General features: G+C 50.4%; 14 protein-coding genes and 3 pseudogenes. 11 read left to right on the top strand and 6 right to left on the bottom strand.

Annotated features, from left to right (window positions below):
* The 3 genes and pseudogenes from VGM55_RS26955 to VGM55_RS26945 form a co-directional block, all read right to left on the bottom strand.
* Nucleotides 1-271: DUF2913 family protein (locus VGM55_RS26955; protein ID WP_331637287.1), on the bottom strand; the 271-nt coding region annotated here is incomplete at its 3' end.
* Nucleotides 272-424: 153 nt separating this feature from the next.
* Nucleotides 425-514 (bottom strand): annotated as a pseudogene (locus tag VGM55_RS26950) (phosphoribulokinase); the annotation flags it as partial.
* Nucleotides 515-1279: 765 nt separating this feature from the next.
* A pseudogene (locus tag VGM55_RS26945) lies at nucleotides 1280-1415 on the bottom strand (glucose dehydrogenase); the annotation flags it as partial.
* Between the two features lie 62 nt (nucleotides 1416-1477).
* Here VGM55_RS26945 and VGM55_RS26940 point away from each other — a divergent pair.
* From VGM55_RS26940 to VGM55_RS26900, 9 genes are all read left to right on the top strand, one after another.
* Complete coding sequence (locus VGM55_RS26940) at nucleotides 1478-2491, top strand: LacI family DNA-binding transcriptional regulator (RefSeq protein WP_331637286.1); 1014 nt, start codon at nucleotides 1478-1480, stop codon at nucleotides 2489-2491.
* Nucleotides 2492-2955: 464 nt separating this feature from the next.
* Complete coding sequence (locus VGM55_RS26935; protein WP_331637284.1) at nucleotides 2956-3366, top strand: hypothetical protein; 411 nt, start codon at nucleotides 2956-2958, stop codon at nucleotides 3364-3366.
* Between the two features lie 138 nt (nucleotides 3367-3504).
* Complete coding sequence (locus tag VGM55_RS26930; protein WP_331637283.1) at nucleotides 3505-4284, top strand: L-threonylcarbamoyladenylate synthase; 780 nt, start codon at nucleotides 3505-3507, stop codon at nucleotides 4282-4284.
* Nucleotides 4285-4612: 328 nt separating this feature from the next.
* Nucleotides 4613-5053 (top strand): cupin domain-containing protein, encoded by a 441-nt coding sequence (locus VGM55_RS26925; protein WP_331637282.1) that lies wholly within the window; start codon nucleotides 4613-4615, stop codon nucleotides 5051-5053.
* A gap of 67 nt (nucleotides 5054-5120) precedes the next feature.
* Complete coding sequence (parS, locus tag VGM55_RS26920; protein ID WP_331637281.1) at nucleotides 5121-5576, top strand: type II toxin-antitoxin system Xre/ParS family antitoxin; 456 nt, start codon at nucleotides 5121-5123, stop codon at nucleotides 5574-5576.
* The gene (locus VGM55_RS26915) at nucleotides 5576-6049 is read left to right on the top strand and encodes an RES family NAD+ phosphorylase (protein ID WP_331637280.1); all 474 of its coding nucleotides are present in this window, start codon (nucleotides 5576-5578) and stop codon (nucleotides 6047-6049) included. Before parS ends, VGM55_RS26915 begins: the two co-directional genes overlap by 1 nt.
* A gap of 763 nt (nucleotides 6050-6812) precedes the next feature.
* The gene (locus VGM55_RS26910) at nucleotides 6813-7781 is read left to right on the top strand and encodes an ArdC family protein (protein ID WP_331637279.1); all 969 of its coding nucleotides are present in this window, start codon (nucleotides 6813-6815) and stop codon (nucleotides 7779-7781) included.
* 78 nt (nucleotides 7782-7859) lie between these two features.
* Nucleotides 7860-8378 (top strand): transposase, encoded by a 519-nt coding sequence (locus VGM55_RS26905; RefSeq protein WP_331637288.1) that lies wholly within the window; start codon nucleotides 7860-7862, stop codon nucleotides 8376-8378.
* Between the two features lie 615 nt (nucleotides 8379-8993).
* Nucleotides 8994-14558, top strand: coding sequence for an inverse autotransporter beta domain-containing protein (locus VGM55_RS26900; RefSeq protein ID WP_331637278.1), 5565 nt, complete (start codon nucleotides 8994-8996; stop codon nucleotides 14556-14558).
* A gap of 152 nt (nucleotides 14559-14710) precedes the next feature.
* Here the strand turns inward: VGM55_RS26900 and tnpA are convergent, their stop codons facing one another.
* The gene (gene tnpA / locus VGM55_RS26895; protein WP_331637277.1) at nucleotides 14711-15136 is read right to left on the bottom strand and encodes an IS200/IS605 family transposase; all 426 of its coding nucleotides are present in this window, start codon (nucleotides 15134-15136) and stop codon (nucleotides 14711-14713) included.
* A 56-nt stretch (nucleotides 15137-15192) separates the two neighbouring features.
* Between tnpA and VGM55_RS26890 the strand changes: the two genes are divergently transcribed.
* Nucleotides 15193-16362: an RNA-guided endonuclease TnpB family protein gene (locus VGM55_RS26890; RefSeq protein WP_331637276.1), complete on the top strand. Its 1170-nt coding sequence runs from the start codon at nucleotides 15193-15195 to the stop codon at nucleotides 16360-16362.
* A 49-nt stretch (nucleotides 16363-16411) separates the two neighbouring features.
* Here the strand turns inward: VGM55_RS26890 and VGM55_RS26885 are convergent.
* Nucleotides 16412-17239 (bottom strand): annotated as a pseudogene (locus VGM55_RS26885) (IS1634 family transposase); the annotation flags it as partial.
* 424 nt (nucleotides 17240-17663) lie between these two features.
* Here VGM55_RS26885 and VGM55_RS26880 point away from each other — a divergent pair.
* Nucleotides 17664-19160: a lytic polysaccharide monooxygenase gene (locus VGM55_RS26880; RefSeq protein WP_331637275.1), complete on the top strand. Its 1497-nt coding sequence runs from the start codon at nucleotides 17664-17666 to the stop codon at nucleotides 19158-19160.
* A gap of 429 nt (nucleotides 19161-19589) precedes the next feature.
* On the opposite strand, the gene VGM55_RS26875 is transcribed toward VGM55_RS26880, so the two are convergent.
* A partial coding sequence (locus tag VGM55_RS26875; RefSeq protein ID WP_331637274.1) for a phospholipase D family protein occupies nucleotides 19590-19924 on the bottom strand: 335 nt, incomplete at its 5' end.

Raw genomic sequence — 19924 nt, 5'->3', positions numbered from 1 at the left:
CAGACAGTTCGCCGGTACAGGAGCGCCAGAGGTAGTCGAGTTTAGTGGCCAGTTTCGCGCTGACGCCCAGCTGGCGTCCCTGTTTCAGCAGCCACGCGATGTCCTGACTGACCTCACGCGGAAAGCGCCGTTGCTTCTGCGTAGTGGCCAGCCATCGGGTCAGAAAGAGGTTTTCCTGCGCCGGTGAATTAACATCACCATCCAGTCTGGCCAGCGCAAGCGCCACCAGGGCGCACCATGCCAGATGGCCTGATTTTTCTGTCTGTGTCACTGCATCACTCCTTGTTATTTTCCCGGTACCGTCCGGTTGTGGCGGGTTTCGGATCCCTGATGTACTGAAGGTATTTTAGCCTGAATCTCAACCAGCACCCGTAACGGCTCGCAATCCATTTCACCGGACTTAAAATAATACAAATCAATATCGTCATATTGGTAAACCGACCGCCAGCATTTTGTCGCGTAGCTCGGCTGTGCGGGTGGGGTCTAATTGATTGTTAAATAACCCCCTGATTTCATAACTATATTGATGAATATTTTACTCTTGATATTTCAGATTTTCATTTAAGCTAAAACCTGTTTAATTTAAAATTAAACAAATGTGTATAATATATGCATCTTTTTCAGTATAACAAAAAGGAATGTTGCGTGATAGATTGAGCCAAGAAAATTATGTTGTTGAAAATTTATTTAACTATGGAATATAAAATCATGAGGGGAAATTAAATGTGATACATCAAAAGATAATTTAACATTTTTATTCTCTTTTTTATTTTTTTTGCGCTGTAATATTAATTGTTGACCTCCTGCCTTTTGCCAAGTAATCGCTTAAAGCGGATAGGTTGATTTTATTATGTATTTTAACAAAAGGAACTCTTATGAAAAGTTACATTAAAACCCCTCTCTATATTTTATTTTCAGCATCAGTTCTATTCACAAGCACAGCATCGTTCGCCTGTGTAAGACATGATCCAACCTGCATAACAAATTGTCTGAAATTACCTAAATGGGAACAGTTTTTTTGCATGATTGGTTCACCGCATAAGAAAGGCAACAACTAATCAGTACGTGTATATCACTGATTATAAATTGAAATAACGGCTCACCATATTACTTATGGGCAGAAATGGAGTCATTCTTTGTCATTTATTGTGAATCCGGAGAAATGGATTGCGAACCGGGCAGGATAAATGTGAGCCGAATTCTACGCAGCCGCTACACGTAACCGTCTGAGCTCCGCTTAGCGCATGGCTCTAGCGGAATGTGTCACTTAGCGGTGGCAGGTTGCCTTAGCCAGTGCTTCGTCCATGTTTGGCTTTCGGCGCGTCATCGAGCAAAGCGGTTACTACGTGTTGTACGGGCTGACGGCGAGTGGTGTAGACAAACGCCTGTACGGCAAATTTAGATGCGGTATAAATAACCAGATCTATCGCCTTAAAAAAGCACAGCAATAATCTTCAAGAAAATGGAGGGCGGATTCGTGACACAAACTGGAAAAATTAAGAAAACGACAATCTATGATCTGGCGAAACTTGCTGGCGTATCTGCCAGTGCCGTGAGTGCAATTTTAAACGGGACCTGGGAAAAGCGGCGGATAAGTAAAAAACAGGCTGACAGGGTGATAAAAATTGCTGAGGAGCAGAGTTATATCCTGAATCGGCAGGCAAGCTTACTGCGCAGCAAAAAATCCAACGTGATTGGAATGCTTATTCCTAACGATAACCGGTATTTCTATTCGATAGCCGAGTGCTTTGAAGAGAGGGTACGTGAACGTAATATGCTGCCTATTATCACCTTTACCCGTCGTGATCCGAAACTGGAGTTGGAGGCTGCTCGTGTCATGCTCTCCTGGCAAGTAGACTGGATAGTGGCTACCGGGACGACGTTTCCAGATATAATCACAGAGCTTTGCCAGCAGGCGGGCGTACCTGTGATTAATCTCGATTCACCCGGGACGCTGGCACCGTCGGTTGTTTCAGATAATTATACCGGCGCAAAGAAATTGACTGAAAGCATTCTGTTTCAGAGCTTTTTTCACTATGGTATGAAAGAGCCCTTATACTTTGTTGGAGGGTGTGAAACGGTTCATAATATCGCAGAGCGTCTCAGGGGATTTATTGATGCACATGCTCTTCAGGGACTCAGTGTGCCGGAAGAAAATCTGCTGGTAATAGATTATTCTCTGGAAAACATTGCCTTTACCCTGGAAGAGGCTTTTGATAGCGGTGAAATTCATCTGCCGGGTATTTTTGTTAATTCAACTATTTCTCTTGAAGGGGTGGTGAGATGGCTGGCGCTGCGTGGGCTTACAGACAAAAACCAGCCGCCATTGGGCTGTTTTGACTGGGATCCCTTTACATTGCTGATGGGGTATAATATCTCTCTTGTTCGTCAGGATATACCAGCAATGCTTGATGTTGTTTTTAATATTATTGATAGCGGAGATGTATCTTCAGGAACGATTGAAATCCCCACCATATTAGTGGAAAGGTGAGTTATCCCCGGTAGCCATACAATTAAAACTGGGGAGTCAATGAGAGATGATTGAGATTCCTGACTCTCAAGTTCAAATGTATCTCAAAGACCTGTCTAATAATGACTGGTTTTCGCTTGGATCATTGCGAATGATTTCTTAAGTGGTCGTGTTTGACATACTTCCATTTTAGCACACTGATGCTGCTTAGTTGGAGGGCTATTCCTTTAACACCAGATTATGGACTTCACCTTTATTTAGCCCCGGATGTACCTGTTGGTAACATCGGTCTGAGTTATGCGATTCAGTTCAAAAAATGTGTTTTTGCATTGTCATTATCTAAACAACAGCTCAACAACAAAGCTGATTATCTTGTACCTGTAACGTCGGGGGAATAGAGATAACCACTGCAAACAGTGGTAAATGTCAGTTCTGGAAAATAATGATCTGAAATGATTATTGATTAAATATACAAGGAATTTATCATGAAGAGTTCTGCTGCTTTAATTTTTTTGACCGTGCTGTTTTCCTTCTCATCCTGTGCCGCAGATGTTAAGTCATGCAGTGACTTATCCGGACAATGGGAAACCACGACAGACAGTCCGCACGTCACAATGAGTATATCGCCTTCGTCAGAGTCCTGCGGGACCGGGTGTGTTGAGCTAAACGTACAGTACGGTGAAAACCATAACAGGCTTTACTGCCATGACGGTATCGAGGGTAAAGAAGGAATGGGGCCAATGGTGATTGCTTTTGAAGGTGCTTACGGTGGACACTCCATCGGAACTTATAATCGACAGCTTAAACGGTTATGGAGTGGAGTAATTCCCAAAAACAGTGATGGTAAGTGGGAAATGAAGATGGACGACTACTGGTTTAAGAAAGTGGGTAATTAACTTTCTTTAGAATAAGGGAAATAAGCGAAGAACCTGCCAAAATTCTGTGACGTCCGCCATTCTTATGCTTTCAGGTTAGCGACAGTATCTTGGGCGTTGACCAATCAATTCAATCCTCAAGGAGATAACGGTGTGATTATGAGCAATAAGACTATCAAGTGGAATGGCGGCTTACAGCCAGAAGGGGTGAAAATCCTGTCTGCCAGTGGCGGCATGATTGTTTGTCCTACTAAAGTGGGTTATATAATCATGACCTCCGATGCCAGAGGACTCGAGCGGAAATTTGATGCCAAGCAACGTAACCGCAACAAGCCGGGCGTGGTGCTATGCGGTTCTCTTGAGCAGCTGAAAAAGCTGGCGCAACTGAACCCGGAAATAGAAACACTCTATCAGCAGCACTGGGACCAGGACGTTCTGTTGGGCTGCATCCTTCCATGGAAAAAAGAAGCTATAGCGCTTATTCCTGAAGACGGTTCTAAAGAGCTGATGATGGATCATCGTCAGACCAGCTGTTTCGTGATCAAATTCGGTGTACCGGGCGAAAAACTGGTGAAAGAGCTATGGGAAAAATATGGGAAATTTTCCTTCGCCAGCTCTGCTAACCCGTCAGGGAAGGGCAACAGAGGCATGGTTCAAGGCATTGGCGAACGTATCGAATCGCATGCTGATCTGATTATTGCCGCCAACGACTACGTGAAATCTATCCAGCCAGACGAGTCTGAGAAAACCCGTTACGAGCAGGGGGTGATGGTTGCTATGGTTGACGAAGCAGGCAAGCTGGTTCCGGAGCAGAAAGGTGAACGTAATATCACACCTTGCCCTGTGCTGATTCGTAAGGGACTGGACGTGGATAAAATCATGTCAATGATGTCTAGTATCTTCACTACGTGGGATTACCGTCACGGTAACTACTACTAGGAATTCTAATCCCCCGATTTCGATGATTATCAGAGGCGAAAGTGAAGGGAATGCTTAAAGGTATTGAGGCTCTGAACCTGATATCACCAGTAGCCTGGCAACACATTTTACTTAATGGGCATTATACCTTCCTGTGCAGCAATGAGATTATTGACCTGGTTGCTGGTCTGAGACCAGCATAACGGAAAAATCCGGGATAACCGCTTTCCCCCTAACAGAATGACAAGGCTGTTAATGCCGGATAGTGTAACGGCTGCTTCGCAAGGAAAGTCCATGTCGCTCGCCTCTGATTTATTCCAAAAAACTCAAGATTAAACAAGGGTTTAACATGCGCATGACTAATCAAATTCTATCAATCTGCACGTCTGTAGTTTTTCTCACAGCGCCATTTTTTACAATGGCGCAGAGTGGTAAGGCTCCGGGTATTAACGTTGAAAAACTTCTTGAGACAGAGAAATCCTGGGACGGCGTGTTCTATAAGGAATATCCAGAGGGAATTCCTCAGCTTTCAGTCCTGAAAATTACTGTTGCACCAAATACCAGCCTTGCCTGGCACGAACATCCGATACCTAATGCAGCTTATGTGCTTAATGGGGTATTAACTGTAGAAAAGAAAGATACGGGCGAAAAACGTCTTTTAAAAGCTGGAGAGGTATTGCCTGAGATGGTTGACAGCGCTCATCGTGGTTACACAGGTAAAGAAGGCGTTACTCTTGTGGTCTTCTATGCAGGGCAAAAAGGGATTCCTCTTTCTAAACCCGTTGAATGAATATGATCTAATATACTCTTCTGAGCATATGCGCTATAATTAAGGGCATATGAACAGAGGAGACATTATGTCCACATATATCTTTACGCCAGGTGCGTCTGATTCCGTCCGCTCATCGCTGATGGCAAGCCTCGATCTACCGGAAACGGGGGTGGCAGCACATGACAGGATTTCGGAAGGACTTGATGTATCACTGCTCAAATCCATGTCGATTTTTATTCATCTGGATGAGCAGCAACTTTACCGGATGGCCGGTATCGACCGCAGCACTTACAACCGACGTTTAAAAAGCCCGGACGGACGTTTTTCGCCTGAGCAGAGTGCCCGGATTTACAGCCTCGCCCGGGTTATCGCTGCGGCCAGCCAGCTTTTTAACGGGAATACGGCACGAATGGCAGAGTGGCTGAACAAGCCAGCTAAAGCCCTGGCCGGTAAAAGACCGTCAGAACTGCTCTCCACGCCTGCCGGGGCTGAAGCCGTTCTGACGCTTATCGGTCGCCTTGAATATGGCGTTATCAGTTAATGCAGTATATGACATTCTACAGACTGGTAAAAACGCGTTACGCGTCCACTGCTTTTGACGGATATGGTGCCAGGACGTGGGGCGGCCGGTGGAATTCTCCCGGCAGATCCTGTGTTTATCTCGGAAGCTCAAGGGCACTGTGCGTACTCGAGACACTGGTGCATCTGGAGATAGAAGACATCATTCAGGGATATACTTTGCTGAGTATACAGGTTCCTGAGTCCCTCGTTGCTTCACTGGATATGAATGCATTACCGGAGGACTGGCAGTCAGATCCTGCTCCGCGTTCAACGCAGCGTATTGGAGACGAATGGCTGGAGAGTAATGTTGGGTTGGTGCTCCAGATTCCGAGTACCATCACCGGTGAATGGAATGCTCTGTTCAATCCGGCTCATTCCCGCGTACAGGATATTCTTCAGAGTCTCACCTCTGAAGCCTTCGTCATCGACCCGCGCCTGGTGCCGCGCCGTTGATATTCAGGACCGATCGGAACGTTACGATTTATTGTCTCTGACAGGTGCATTGCTTCCGCTACCGGCATGGGAAGCATCACGCTCTGACTGACGGCCACGTTAAGTGCAAAAACCTTTGTGTACACTCTGTTTTTTCATGCCCCATGAGAGACGGCAGAACTTTCTTTGGTGTATGGCTATACAAGTACCTTAATATATCAATTAATAGCCAGTGCATTTACAAGATGATCTTTCCTGCGCAATTAGCCTGTAATAAAGAATGCCAAATGAGCTTTCCTGCCGATGATTTTTACACAGGTGGCTGTACGCTACCCTTGGCATCATATTCCGTTTTTCCACCGACATTATCCATCAGAACACTATTCCCTGTTATTTTCCCTAGCTAGCTGATTGGTTGAGGCTGGTTCCAGATCCCTGATGTACTGAAGGTATTCTAGCCGGAATATCAGTAGGTTCCCGGAACCGTCTACGTTCAGCTCAGCGCATGGTTCTGCCTGCCTCACCTTTTTACCCTGATGTAAGGGAAAAGGTCATAAGTATTTCACCGCCGCAGCGTAAGGGGCGCTAAGTTCGGGTATGCACATCGTCATTTTCTCCTGTGTTCCCTTTCTCCTGCGTATCAGCTTCCGGTAATCGTTCCCCGTCACAACCTAGCCCACAAGTGTATATAAACGCTCCGCGCCCTTGCTGGCCAGAACGACTCCGGGGAGGCCGAACCGTCAGGCGATACGAAGACGAAATTCACACTGACGGAGAAACGGCCATGACGATGAACATGCATACCTGGACAAGCGACCCTAATACTGCACCGGCAACCAGCGTATCCCCGCTGGAGCAGTCAGGCTCCCCAAAAACGAAATTTTCTAAAAACAAAAGCTATACCAAAACGGATATTTACCAGGTGGTGACGAATAGCATTATCGAAGTGCTGGAAATGGGGGGTAAGCCGTGGGTGTGTCCGTGGGTTCGTAATGGTGTGGCGGCGGATTTACCGGCGAATTTCTCCACCGGTACAGCGTACAGTGGGATCAATATCATGCTGTTGTGGTCGAGTGCAGCAAAACAGGGCTTTCAGGACTCACGCTGGTTGACCTACAAACAGGCGAAGGAGCTGGGCGGTCAGGTTCGTAAAGGTGAAAGCGGCACAATCGCCATTTTTTACAAGACGCTTGAGAAAGAAGCTGACGACGGCGAGATCGAAAAAATCCCTATGCTGAAAAGCTTTACACTGTTTAACGTTGAGCAGATTGAAGGGCTGAAAATGGGGTCCAGCGATGGTACTGAAACTGAGCCGCAGCCGGTGGATGTGTTCGACCCGTTGCCGCAGGTGGAAAACCTTTTTCAGCGCAGTGGCGCGAGTATTATGGAGCGGGGTCAGCAGGCGTTTTACAGACCGTCCACGGACGAAATCTGGCTACCGGAGCGCCGCCTTTTCGCTGACGCGGCGAACTTCTACGCAACCGGCCTGCATGAGCTGGTCCACTGGACGGGGGCTAAAAGCCGTTTAAACCGTGAGAAGGGGAACAAATTCGGATCGGAAAAGTACGCTTTTGAAGAATTGATCGCCGAATTGGGCAGTGCGTTTTTAATGGCTGATCTGGGCGTTGTTGGAGAGGTTCAGCACGAAAGCTATATAGCGTCGTGGCTGAAAGCACTGAAGGGCGATACACGCTATATCTTCAAAGCGGCCAGTGCCGCCGGCAAAGCGCATCGCTATCTGATGGACTGCTGAGAGACAAAGCCCTGTATCACAGGGCTTAAAATTTTCTGAAAGATAATAATTCATGACCACTTTTGATTCTGCGGATGAATTTTAAGTCTGCATACCGTCGCCGGTCGTAGCTGGCCAGCATACTGCAGCTGTGACCGGCGACATTCAAAAAGCAAAAGAGTGTCAAAACATTTGATGTTTATTAATCGCGTGTTTCCGCACTTGACAATGGAAGCGTTACTGGCGACTTACAAGGCACAGCAGAATGTGGAACGGGGCTTCCGGTTCCTCAAAAGTCCGGAGTTCCTGACGTCATCGCTTTCTCTGAAGAAACCGGAGCGTATTGAAGCCTTGCTGATGGTGACGACCTGCTGTCTGATGATTTACGCCGCGCTGGAGTATCGTATCCGCAAAGGTCTGGCAGAGCAGAATCGTGATGTCCCGGACATGAAGAAAAAGCCAACCCGGAAGCCCACAACGCGTTGGAGCTTTCTTTGTTTCAGTGGGATACACGAATACCGTGTTGCGGGTTCTCCACCGCGGGTGACCAACCTGAACCCGGTTCACCAGACAATTGTGGATATTCTCGGAGAGCGGTATGGTCGAATTTATTCCTGAAAAAGGTGCGGAATGTCGGTTTTATGATTTTAAACTGAGCTTGTAACGGGGCGTATTTTCCTCGTGATCTTGATGTTTATATGTATTCGTCCGCTCGTCAGCGCCATGCAGTACCAGCCATATAGCCCTGTATGACGTATGAAATGAAAACCTGAAGGTAAGTTCATCCTCAATGCTCGCTGCGAAAAAGAATGCGTGCGATTGCAATGCGACATATCCGATCGATATTGAGAAATGTCTGCTCAGGGAAATATAGGGCTGAGGTGGGGCTGAGTAATTTATGAAATGGCTGAGTGTGCTGTTATGCGGGAGGTTGCATAATCTCCTGATTTTATGGGGGATAGTGAATTTCATGAACATATCCCGAGTACTGTATAGAGTTTAAGAATTATCTGAAACCTAATGGGCGCATAACTAGGAAGTTGATTTAATAAGGTATGCGTCAAAATGCCCGGTCTTTCGCACTATTCTTTGCGTCAAAAATTATCCGTATGGGTGATCCTTTTACATTATTTATTTTCCATTTTTTTGCTCACGGTGTCCCCTGCCGCGCGGGCGCAAACTGAACCCCGTGAAAAGGTAGAAACAGAAAGCAACCAACCCCTGCGGGATAAAATGTCTGGCATGTGGGGAAGCGCCCAACAAAACGGTGCCGGAAATGCGTTGCGCGGCGCGGCAAATAGCGAAGTGAATGCCGCGTTAACGCAGGAGGTGGAGGCGTGGTTAAACCATACCGGCGGCAAAGCGCGCGTTACGGCAGATGTCGGTATCGGCGGGAGCGATAGTCGCGATTTTGGGCTGGACTACCTGTGGCCGGTCAAAATCTGGCAACACGACATTCTGTTCACTCAGATGAGCATACACCGCTGGAACGAGCGCGATATTCTTAACCTTGGTCTTGGCTGGCGCCACACCTTTAACCCGCATCTGATGGCGGGTGGGAACCTCTTTTTCGATCAGGATGTGACGCGTCACCACAACCGGATGGGAATAGGCGGTGAGCTGTGGAGCGAGGGTATTCGCACGTCGGCGAACTACTATCTGCCCCTGAGCGGCTGGCGACATTCTGACGACAGTATGTTTAATGACGATCCCAAACGTTATGAACTGTATGAGCGTGCCGCTCGCGGCTGGGATCTCAATATGGAGACGGCGCTTTCTCAGCACGTTGCACTCAAAATGGGCTGGTTCCAGTGGTATGGCGATAAAGTGGATGTTAACGGCAGCCGCAGCGAGGCCAGCCATAATCCGCACGGGCTTAACCTGGGGCTCAAGTGGCAACCTGTGCCTCTGGTGGGAGTGAGCGCAGAGCAGAGCATGATCAGCGGCCAGCGGGATAACTTCTCTGTGGGGCTGAATTTCCACTGGGAGTTTGGCCGCAAGCTTTCTGAGATGCTGGCAAGCGAAAATGCGACGGCCCTGCCATCGCTGATGCAGTCCCGCACGGAGTTCGTCACCCGTAATAACAACATTGTTCTGGCGTATAAGCAGGAAGAAAAAGACAGACGACTCTATTTCAGCCCAACGGAAAAAACGACGCAGGCTGGCGTGCCTTTGCTTCACGCGGTGAAAGGGGGGTACGGCGGCGTGATTCGCTACATCTCCTCAAGTACGACGATCGCTACCGTGGAGCCAGACAGTGGTCTGGTAAACCCGACGCATCGGGGGGATGTCACCATCACCGCAACGGAAACGTCACCTGTCGATCCTGAGCATGTACTGAGTTCCGCCAGCTATCACCTTAGCGTGACGCCGGGCGATTTTGCGCCTTCCGTCGAGGATGTTGCCATTAAGGGGGAAATGTCACCCGGCAAGATTCTGACGGGGAGTTACCTCTATAAAAGCAATGAAGGGGAAGACGAAGATCCTGAGCAGACCCGGCTGCGCTGGTATGACGCAGACTCAGGCGTGGTACTGAAGGAAGGTCATGCAGCTGAGAAAGATAGTGCGTCGTATGAGGTGCAAACGCGTGATATGGCCCGAAGCGTGATCTTCGACGTCACGCCGGTCAACAAAAAAGGGATCCCTGGTGAAAGTGGGATGGCGAAAATTTCCGGTAGCGCAGCGATTACCACCCTGCGTATCGATCATCTGCTGTCGCCTGGCGAGATCCGGCGTGACGGCAGCGTGAAGTTCTTCGAAGAGAGTCACGGTGCGCTGCTGCTGTTAGCGGAGGTAAAAGACGAGCAGGGAGTCCCTCTGGCCGAGCAGATGGTTTACTGGCAGAGCAGGGACTCGCTTGGCTCGCTGTCACAAAACAGTGTCCACACCGATGCACACGGCCAGGCGCTGGTCAAAATAGAAGGCATCATGGCAGAGGGGGAGGATGAAATCACGGCCTCGCTACTCCCGCCTGGCGGGATCCAGAGCCAAAGTGCGACCAGCAGTGATAGCGTTCAGCAGGAGAAGATGGCGCTGGTTGTCGATTTTTCCCATCCGCTTGCCATTCGTTTTGTGGCATCGCCCGAACGTGCTGAAGTTGCCACGGAGAAAACGTTCACCGTTGAAGTGACCGATCAGGACGGTAAACCTCTTACGGTTGAGAAAAACATCATCTGGAGCAGTAACGGTGAAAGCCTGAGCAGCAAAACAGATAGCGAGGGAAGAGCATCCATCGTGCTCACCGCACCGCAAAAAACCGCAGAGAAGTGGGTGGTGAGCGCCACGGTGGACACCGTCAGCAGTCCTTCAGAACCGGTAATCCTTGACCCGGGTGCGGTAACAAAAGTTGTCCTGGACGTTCCGGAAAATGCGGTGGCAGGCAGCGCGGACAAAATCGTCAGCGCGCAGCTGTATGACCGGTTTGATAACGCGGTTACCAGCCGTAACCAGGCGATCGCCTGGCGGATTGAAGGGAGTCAGTTCCGGGAAATGCCCACCGGAGACAGCGATGAGCACGGTAATGTCACTGCAACCGTCGTGATGCCTGAAAAAGCGCCATCGCAGGTGAAGGTCTACGTCGGTGATGAGCAGAAAATCATAAACGTGAATGCCGGGAAGGTCGATCGCATCGAGCTTACGGGCTCGCCAGATACGCTGAATGCGAATGACAGCAATACCTCGACTCTGACCGCCATCGCAATGGATGAGCACAACAATATCGTGCCGGACGCCCCCGTGACGTGGACGCTCATCACGCAGCAGTTTGGCGCGCTGAGCAAAACGATTGAAAAAACGGATGCGGACGGGAAAGCGACGGCAATATTTACGACTGCATCTGCGGGCGGCAACGCGCAGATAGAGGTCAACATTGCGGGTAAAACACAAACGACGCAGCTGACGCTCAACGGTTACCCGGTTATCCGCAGCATCACGCTGAACAAAACCGCGGGGCTGAAGGTGGGCGACACGGTAAGCGTGGCGAAGGTGGACGTGGAGCAGAACGGCGGTGGCGAGGTGACGCTGAGCTACCAGTGGCACCGCGACGGCGGAGCGATCGAGTCAGCGACGTCGGACAGTTATCGCCTGACGGAACAGGACACGGGGGGAGCCCTCTTTGTGGCGTTAATCGCCACCAACGCGGCCAAAAATGAGGGCCACGGCGAATCGTCCAGAACGGAGCCGGTCACCGGGAAGGCGTCGGCCGTGACGGTGAGCGCCAGCGCGGACAGTGTGGATGCAAACGAGCTGAACACCATTACCTATACCGCCACGGTGAAGGATCGCTTTGGCCGTGCGGTGGTGGGTGAGGCGATAGACTGGGACATCGACAAACCGGAGCTGGTGAACCGGGGAGATAGCAGTGCCGTCACCGGTCCGGAAGGGCAGGGAACGATGCTCGTCACCACGAAAAATACCGGCGGCACCATCACGGTGAGTGCCACGGTCAACGGCAAAAAGGGCGAGTCCGGCGCGGTGTTGAAGGGGATCCCGGCGATCAAAAGCATCACGCTGAACAAAAACGCCGGGCTGAAGGTGGGCGATGCAGTAAGCGTGGCGAAGGTGGACGTGGAGCAGAACGGCGGCGGTGAGGTGACGCTGAGCTACCAGTGGCACCGCGACGGCGGAGCGATCGAGTCAGCGACGTCGGACAGTTATCGCCTGACGGAGCAGGACACGGGGGGAGCCCTCTTTGTGGCGGTAACCGCCACCAACGCGGCCAAAAATGAGGGCCACGGCGAATCGTCCAGAACGGAGCCGGTCACCGGGAAGGCGTCGGCCGTGACGGTGACCGCCAGCGTGGACAGCGTGGAGGCGAACGGGCTGAACACCATTACCTACACCGCCACGGCGAAGGATCGCTTTGGCCGTGCGGTGGTGGGTGAGGCGATAGACTGGGACATCGACAAACCGGAGCTGGTGAACCGGGGAGATAGCAGTGCCGTCACCGGCCCGGAAGGGCAGGGAACGATGACCGTCACCACGAAAAATACCGGCGGTGCCATCACGGTTAGCGCCACGGTTAACGGGAAAAAAGGTGAGTCCGATGTTGAGGTTTATGGCGCACCGTTGGTGACAGACCTGCGTATCTCCGGCACACCGGAGGTGGGGCAGACTCTAAAAGCGGAATACACCTTTACGGCAAACGGGGCCGGTGCGGATGCGTCCAGCTTCCAGTGGCAGTGGCAGGACGGTGCGACATGGAAAAATGCTGCAGGCGGCACGGGAAGAACGTTCACGCTGCCGGACAGCTATGCGGGCTACAGCGTGCGGGTGGTGGTGACGCCGAAGGGCAGCAGCTACCCATCGCTGACAGGGACGCCACAGGAGAGCCTTGCGGTGGCGGTGTACGGCGCGCCAGCGATAGCGGGCCTGAGTATTTCCGGCACGCCGGAGGTGGGGCAGACCCTGAGGGCGGAATACACCTTCACGGCAAACGGAAGCGGTACGGACAAATCCACCTATATCTGGGGCAGGTATGAGAAAAGCAGCTGGATGCCGATCGAAGGTGCCACTGGCCGGGAATATACCCTCCGGGCAGGGGATGCGGGTTACAGCATTAAAGTGACGGTAATACCGGAGGGCAGCAGCCAGCCCCAGCTGCAGGGCGAGATACAACACAGCCCGGCGATGGATGTCTATGGCGCGCCGTCGGTGACGGGCCTGAGTATCTCCGGCACGCCGGAGGTGGGGCAGGCCCTGAGGGCGGAGTACACCTTCACGGCAAACGGGGCCGGTACGGATGCGTCCAGCTTCCAGTGGCAGTGGCAGGACGGTGCGACATGGAAAAATGCTGCAGGCGGCACGGGAAGAACGTTCACGCTGCCGGGCAGCTATGCGGGCTACAGCGTGCGGGTGGTGGTGACGCCGAAGGGCAGCAGCCAGCCGTCGCTGACCGGTGTGGCACAGGAAAGCCCGGCGATGGCAGCCTATGGCGCACCGTCGGTGACGGGCCTGCGTATCTCCGGCACACCGGAGGTGGGGCAGACCCTGAGGGCGGAGTACACCTTCACGGCAAATGGATCGGGTTCGGATGCCTCCACCTGGCAGTGGCAGTGGCAGGACGGTACGACATGGAAAAATGCCGCAGGCGGCACGGGAAGAACATTCACGCTGCCGGGCAGCTATGCGGGCTACAGCGTGCGGGTGGTGGTGACGCCGAAGGGCAGCAGCCAGCCGTCACTGACCGGTGTGGCACAGGAAAGCCCGGCGATGGCAGCCTATGGCGCACCGTCGGTGACGGGGCTGCGTATCTCCGGCACGCCGGAGGTGGGGCAGACCCTGAGGGCGGAATACACCTTCACGGCAAATGGATCGGGTTCGGATGCCTCCAGCTGGCAGTGGCAGTGGAAGGATGGTCAGACGTGGAGGAATGCTGCAGGCGGCACGGGAAGAACGTTCACGCTGCCGGACAGCTATGCGGGATATGACGTGCGCGTGGCCGTAACGCCTAAAGGTTCAGGGCAATCCGCGCCTGGCACAGAGGTCTTTAGTGATGCTGTTACTGTAAGATCTAAGCCAGTGCCTTTCGTTACAAATCTGGGATACAGCGGTAAAACCGGGGCCTGTAACAGAATAACGGCAACCTACACTTACAACGCCAATGGCGGTGCATCTGAAGGCAACACTATATTCCAGTGGAAATGGGGAAGCACCGTCGTTTCCAACGTTCAGGGCGTGACGTTAGGTTATTGGGGGGAGGTCACACTTTTTGTGACGCCGGTTAATAAAGACGGCATTAGAGGAAAGACGGAATCAAAAACGTTTAGAAATACTGGCTCAAGCACTTGTGATTGGTAAACACGTTTATTCACACTAAGGTGATACCGAGTACCAGGGGGGGATTACTCCCCCTGAAACCTTAGCGGTTTAATGTTTTAGCGAAAAACGCCGTAAACCCTCGCCCAATACGGGCGGGGATATGAGGCGAAAAGCCCGCAGAGCTTTAAAGATCAATCAGGCGTTGCCTGACTCTGGACATAGGCTCTGAGCATTTCAATCGTTGCCCCTCCGGTGCTACAGACAAAGTACGATCTCGACCACAAAAGCCCCGTTTTACTCTGCATCCGTAAATGCGTGTTCTGCTGCCGCAGCAGACGCGACGATACAGATTTTAAATTGTTGACCATCACACTGACAGCAAGCTTTGGCGGGTAGGCAACCAGCAGGTGTACATGGTCTGGCTCTCCGTCCATCTCAATAATTTCGCATTCGAGCTTTCCGGCAGCAGAACCAAAAGCATCACGTAACTGCTCTATCATTCGTCCGTCAAACAGTTTTCGACGGTATTTCGTGGTAAAAATCAGATGTACAACCAGTTTGCTGACACTATGCCGTTTACGGAGGAATCCCTCCAGTAAATCATCGTGATTACTCAATTGATATATTCCATTAACCTGTTAAAATAAAAGCATTATACCAATGAGCACTGACTATGTTAAGAGCCACGAAAGTACGCATATATCCGGCACCAGAACAGGCGGAATTTCTCAATGCCCAGTTCGGCGCGGTGCGTTTTGCGTACAACAAAGCTCTTCACATTAAAAAACAGGCTTACCAGCGGCGCGGGGTGAGTTTAAGCCCCCGTAAAGATCTGAAACCTTTACTGGCAGCAGCAAAAAAATCTCGTAAATATGCATGGCTTAAAGAGTATGATTCCATAGCGTTACAGCAGGCAGTGATTAACCTCGACGTGGCTTTCTCCAACTTTTTCAATCCGAAACTGAAAGCCCGTTTTCCGAGGTTTAAAAGTAAGCACGGAAAACAATCGAGCTATCATTGTGTTGGAATCAAAGTCCTTGATGGTGCGATCAAAATCCCGAAAATATCGCCGATTGAAGCTCGTTTACATCGTGAAATTACGGGAACGCTGAAAAGCATCACGCTGAGTCGAAGCGCAACTGGGAAATACTACGCATCGTTACTCTGTGATGACGGAATGGAAGCACCTACGAAACCAGCACTGATATCAAACGTTACAGGGCTGGATATGGGGTTGTCGCACTATGTCATTAAATCGAACGGGGAGAAGACTCCCAATCCCCGTCATATCATCAATGCCAGCCGTAACCTGCGACGTAAACAGAAAGCCTTATCCCGTAAGAAAAAAGGCAGTGCGAACCACAAAAAAGCCCGCATGCAGCTTGCAGGCGTACATGAACGGGTGGCCAATGCCCGTGCCGACTTCCAGCATAAACTCTCTCGTGCAATTGTTGACGAAAACCAAGCGGTAATTGTCGAGACGCTGAAAGCAGCAAATATGATGAAAAACCACAGTCTGGCACGCGCAATAGGCGATGCCGGATGGACTGGATTCATCACAAAACTGGAATATAAAACAGCAGAGAAAGGCGTGCATCTGGTGAAGCTGGATCAATGGTTCGCCAGCTCGAAAACCTGTCACTGTTGCGGCCACAAAATGCCGGAGATGCCACTGAATAAGCGTATCTGGCAATGTCCTGAATGCGGCGTTGAACATGACCGCGATATCAACGCGGCAATCAACATCGAACGCAAGGGCATACTTGAATTACAAGCGGCGGGACTCGTCGTTTCTGCCCATGGAGGCCAGCGTAAATCAGTCACACAGACGGTTGCGGCCTAGGAAGTGGGAAGCCTCTCCCGATAGGGCGGGGAGCAGTCACGTATGAATTGTTCCGGGTGAGGGTCTGTTGCTCACGATGGCTTGCCTGTTCGCTACGGAGCAATAACCAGAGTTGAGGAACCCCGGCATAAGGAGTTCACCCAACACCCCTGATAACCCTTATCCATAGGCTGTAACGGCACTTCGTTGCTGATGCAAAAGTCGGAGGGTCTCTGCACTGTACAGGGCAGCGTCACCCATCAGATAACAACTCTCCTGGGCGGCTTTAAGGCTGCGAAGATGGTACTTAACCACTTCCGCGAAGGAGCGGTTGTCATTGCAGTTACCGCTCATGGCCTTCATGTACACCGGCAGTCCAGCTTCGTTCTCACATATCAACTCCAGCACCACCTGGTTCGGGTCTGGCGTAATCCTGAACCAGCTGTAATCGTCCGTTCTGTTCTCCATCGGCACAATCGTAGGCTCCATCAACGTGAAAGCTGGTGATATAAAGGTGTACCGCCGTTCCCTGTAAACCCAGGAGAGCGACCACCTTTTCAGAGAGTACCTGATAGAGAGTGGAAACATCAGCTTCAAACAGGGCATCCTGGCAGCGTTTCAGAACATCGTCATTAAGATCATCAGCCCTGATTCCCGGGCCAATCAGACGTTCAACTGGTTTGTTGGCAAAGAAGAGTGGGAAAATATGCAGGGTTCCAATATGAAAACCAAGCCTGTTCAGGAGCATCGCGACGAAAGCCTGACCATGGGAGACCTTAGCCGGGGGCTTCTTGAGTAACAGGGCATCAATCATACCGGCTATCCCCAGTTCATCGCATAAAGCAGCGACCAGACCAAGATGATCAAGGTTACGAATAGAGATATCGGGAACGGGCATGATGACCTGCCTGTAAAAGTGGTAATAGAGTCAGGACAGACGTTCGCCGTCAAGCCCTAAAAAATCCAAAATCAGGTGTGGAATGTTGGGTATATAACTATTCATTTTCGTTTTTTCAGTCGGTAGGTTCCTCCCTTTCTGTCGCTATGCTAAATGTGCCGACGGTGCCAGCCATTCTAGGCTGGGCGTTGTTTTAACTGTTCAGTAAATAATTACACTGTATTTGACGAAATTTCTTAACCAAATGAAGAGTAACCTTAACTACAAAGAAATTTACATTTCGTAACATCCGTTGCTGTGTTTAAAGGATCCAAATAAGGGCCGTTGAAGAAAAATTATCCTTTTTCGCTGGATGTTTCTCGTGAGCTCTTAAATAGACACGCTTTAGCCATTTACCCTTATAAATTTTAGTAAAGGACTGCTTATGAAATCATTTAAGATAAAATCTCTGGCTTTACTTGTTACGCTGTCTGCCGGTGGTTTTCTGCATGCAAATATGGCTTCCGCTCATGGTTATTTAGAAGATCCTCCCGCACGCGGATTTTTTTGCCGGGCAGGTCAGGCAGGTGCAGGTTCTGCAGGCTGTAAAGCCCTTGGCCAGTACAGTGGAGCCGTTACCACACCACAGGAGATTGTCGGCGGTGGTCTGAATTACAAAGATACGCTAAAAAAAGGCAAAATTTGTGCTGCAGACAGCCGTTACCCAAATCTTGGGTTACCGGCTAACCAGTGGAAACACAAAGCCATTACTGTTAAAAATGGCAAGATAACCCTCGATTATCGTTTCACCGCACACCATGGTACTGATCACATTGGTTATTACATCACCAAACCAGGTACAAATCATGCCGATACCATCGGCTGGGAAGATTTGCAGGAACTTGCCCGTTTTGATGGTGTTACCGGGCCAAATGGCCAAATTGGCGGTGCCGGTATTTATTCTGAAACGGTAGATTTACCCAGTAACATTACTGATGGTGATTACACTATCGTGACAATGTGGCCGGTTTCCAGACAGCATGGTACAGGTGAAAACTTTACTTCTTGCAGTGATGTGACACTCACCGGGTTAGGTCAGGGTGGTGGGGAAGTCGTTGACTCCTGGGGGGTAATTGGCGATGGCGTTACTGCAACCAAAAATCTAAAGGCTGGCGACACAGTCACCTTCCGTTTGTTTAAAGCCGGTGCGGATGCGGGTAAAGTAAGCTACAGACTCACTGAAAACCTGAGTTCATATTATTGGCTGCCGGACCTTGGCGATGCGGTAAATAATACTAAGAACTTCCCAGTAAAAATTGGTGACACCTTAAAAGGTAATGAGGTCTCGATTGAATATTCGGCCGATCATTATAATGTTTATGCTAAAGGGAAAAATACAAATTACTCCTATGTTTTAACCCTGGAAGAGCAGACTCAGCCAGGCACTGGCGCTTCTCCAGTTCCCGTAATTACTACCAGCAGTAACACTATTACCGATTCTGAATGGCTTGAGCTGGATGCGTCAAAAACCACTGACCCTGATACCTCTACCAATCAATTAAAGTACACCTGGGAAGTCACGCGTAACGCCGATAAGGTTGAACTTGAAAATACCAGTGGAGCAGAAACACGCATACGTTTACTTAAACCGGCTGATAGCGACTTTAACGTAAGCGTTAAATTGACCGTAACTGACCCGCAAAAGAATAAGGGGGAAGTAACCAAAATTCTGAAAGCGGAACAATCGGGCGAGCAGCCTGACGGCGATGCGACTGCTTACAACGCCAAAATTGCCTACCCGACAAAATGCACCAAAGTGTCCCATAACGGCCAGGTATGGCAAAACCAGTGGTACGTGAATGCGGGCCAGGAAGAGCCGGGTAAAGGAGGTATGTGGGGCGCATGGCGAACTGAGAAAGCAACCAACAACCAATGTAAGTAAGTTAATCACTTCGTAATTTGACAACGTCTTAATCCAGCTACGTTTGATCTGATCATAGGCTGACATTTTCAGCCTTATAACGCCTGATGAATTTCATCAGGCGTTTTGTATATTTCCACCGTTCCCTGACCATCTTTATTGACTGTCGGATCTGGCCGAATAATCGCGGCTGTCCACCCAGAGAGCGCACATTGTAGTCAGCTATTTCTGGCATCTGCTGAAAGAGCTCATCAGGAAAATGTCTTATCTGCACCTTGCCACGATCGGAATTCCTCAACTTTTCTGAAAGATGATAATTTATTGCAACTTTTGGTTAATTGAGTGAATTTTAGATTTTCACACCATCTGCTGGTCGCAGCTGGGCAGCGTTCTGCAGCTGCGCTCGACGGCACTCAAAAAGTACAAGAACATCAAAACATTTGATGCTGATTAATAGCGCTTTTCCACCGGAGTGGATTCATTCCAGAGCCGGTTAAATTCGCGCTGGTACGCTGTCGCCAGTTCTGGCGAGCCCTGCACCAGGAGTGCGTTTTCCGCGTTACGTTTCGCTGCGCTGGCCGTGTAATTAAATGACCCGGTTTGCACGGTGTCACCATCAACAACCATAAACTTGTTGTGCATGATGGTGTACTGGCTATTGAGGCGCACCGGCACGCCCTGATTTGCCAGGAAAGTCACGGCGGTGTATCCGTCATTATTGGCCTTTTTATCGGCCACTACCCGGATGGTGACCCCGCGCTTGCTGGCGGTGACCAGCGCCATCG

The sequence above is a fragment of the Cedecea sp. genome (assembly GCF_036500665.1).
GTDB lineage: Bacteria > Pseudomonadota > Gammaproteobacteria > Enterobacterales > Enterobacteriaceae > Cedecea.
Note: the sequence above shows the minus strand (reverse complement) of the source record. Positions and strands in the feature narration are given on the sequence as shown.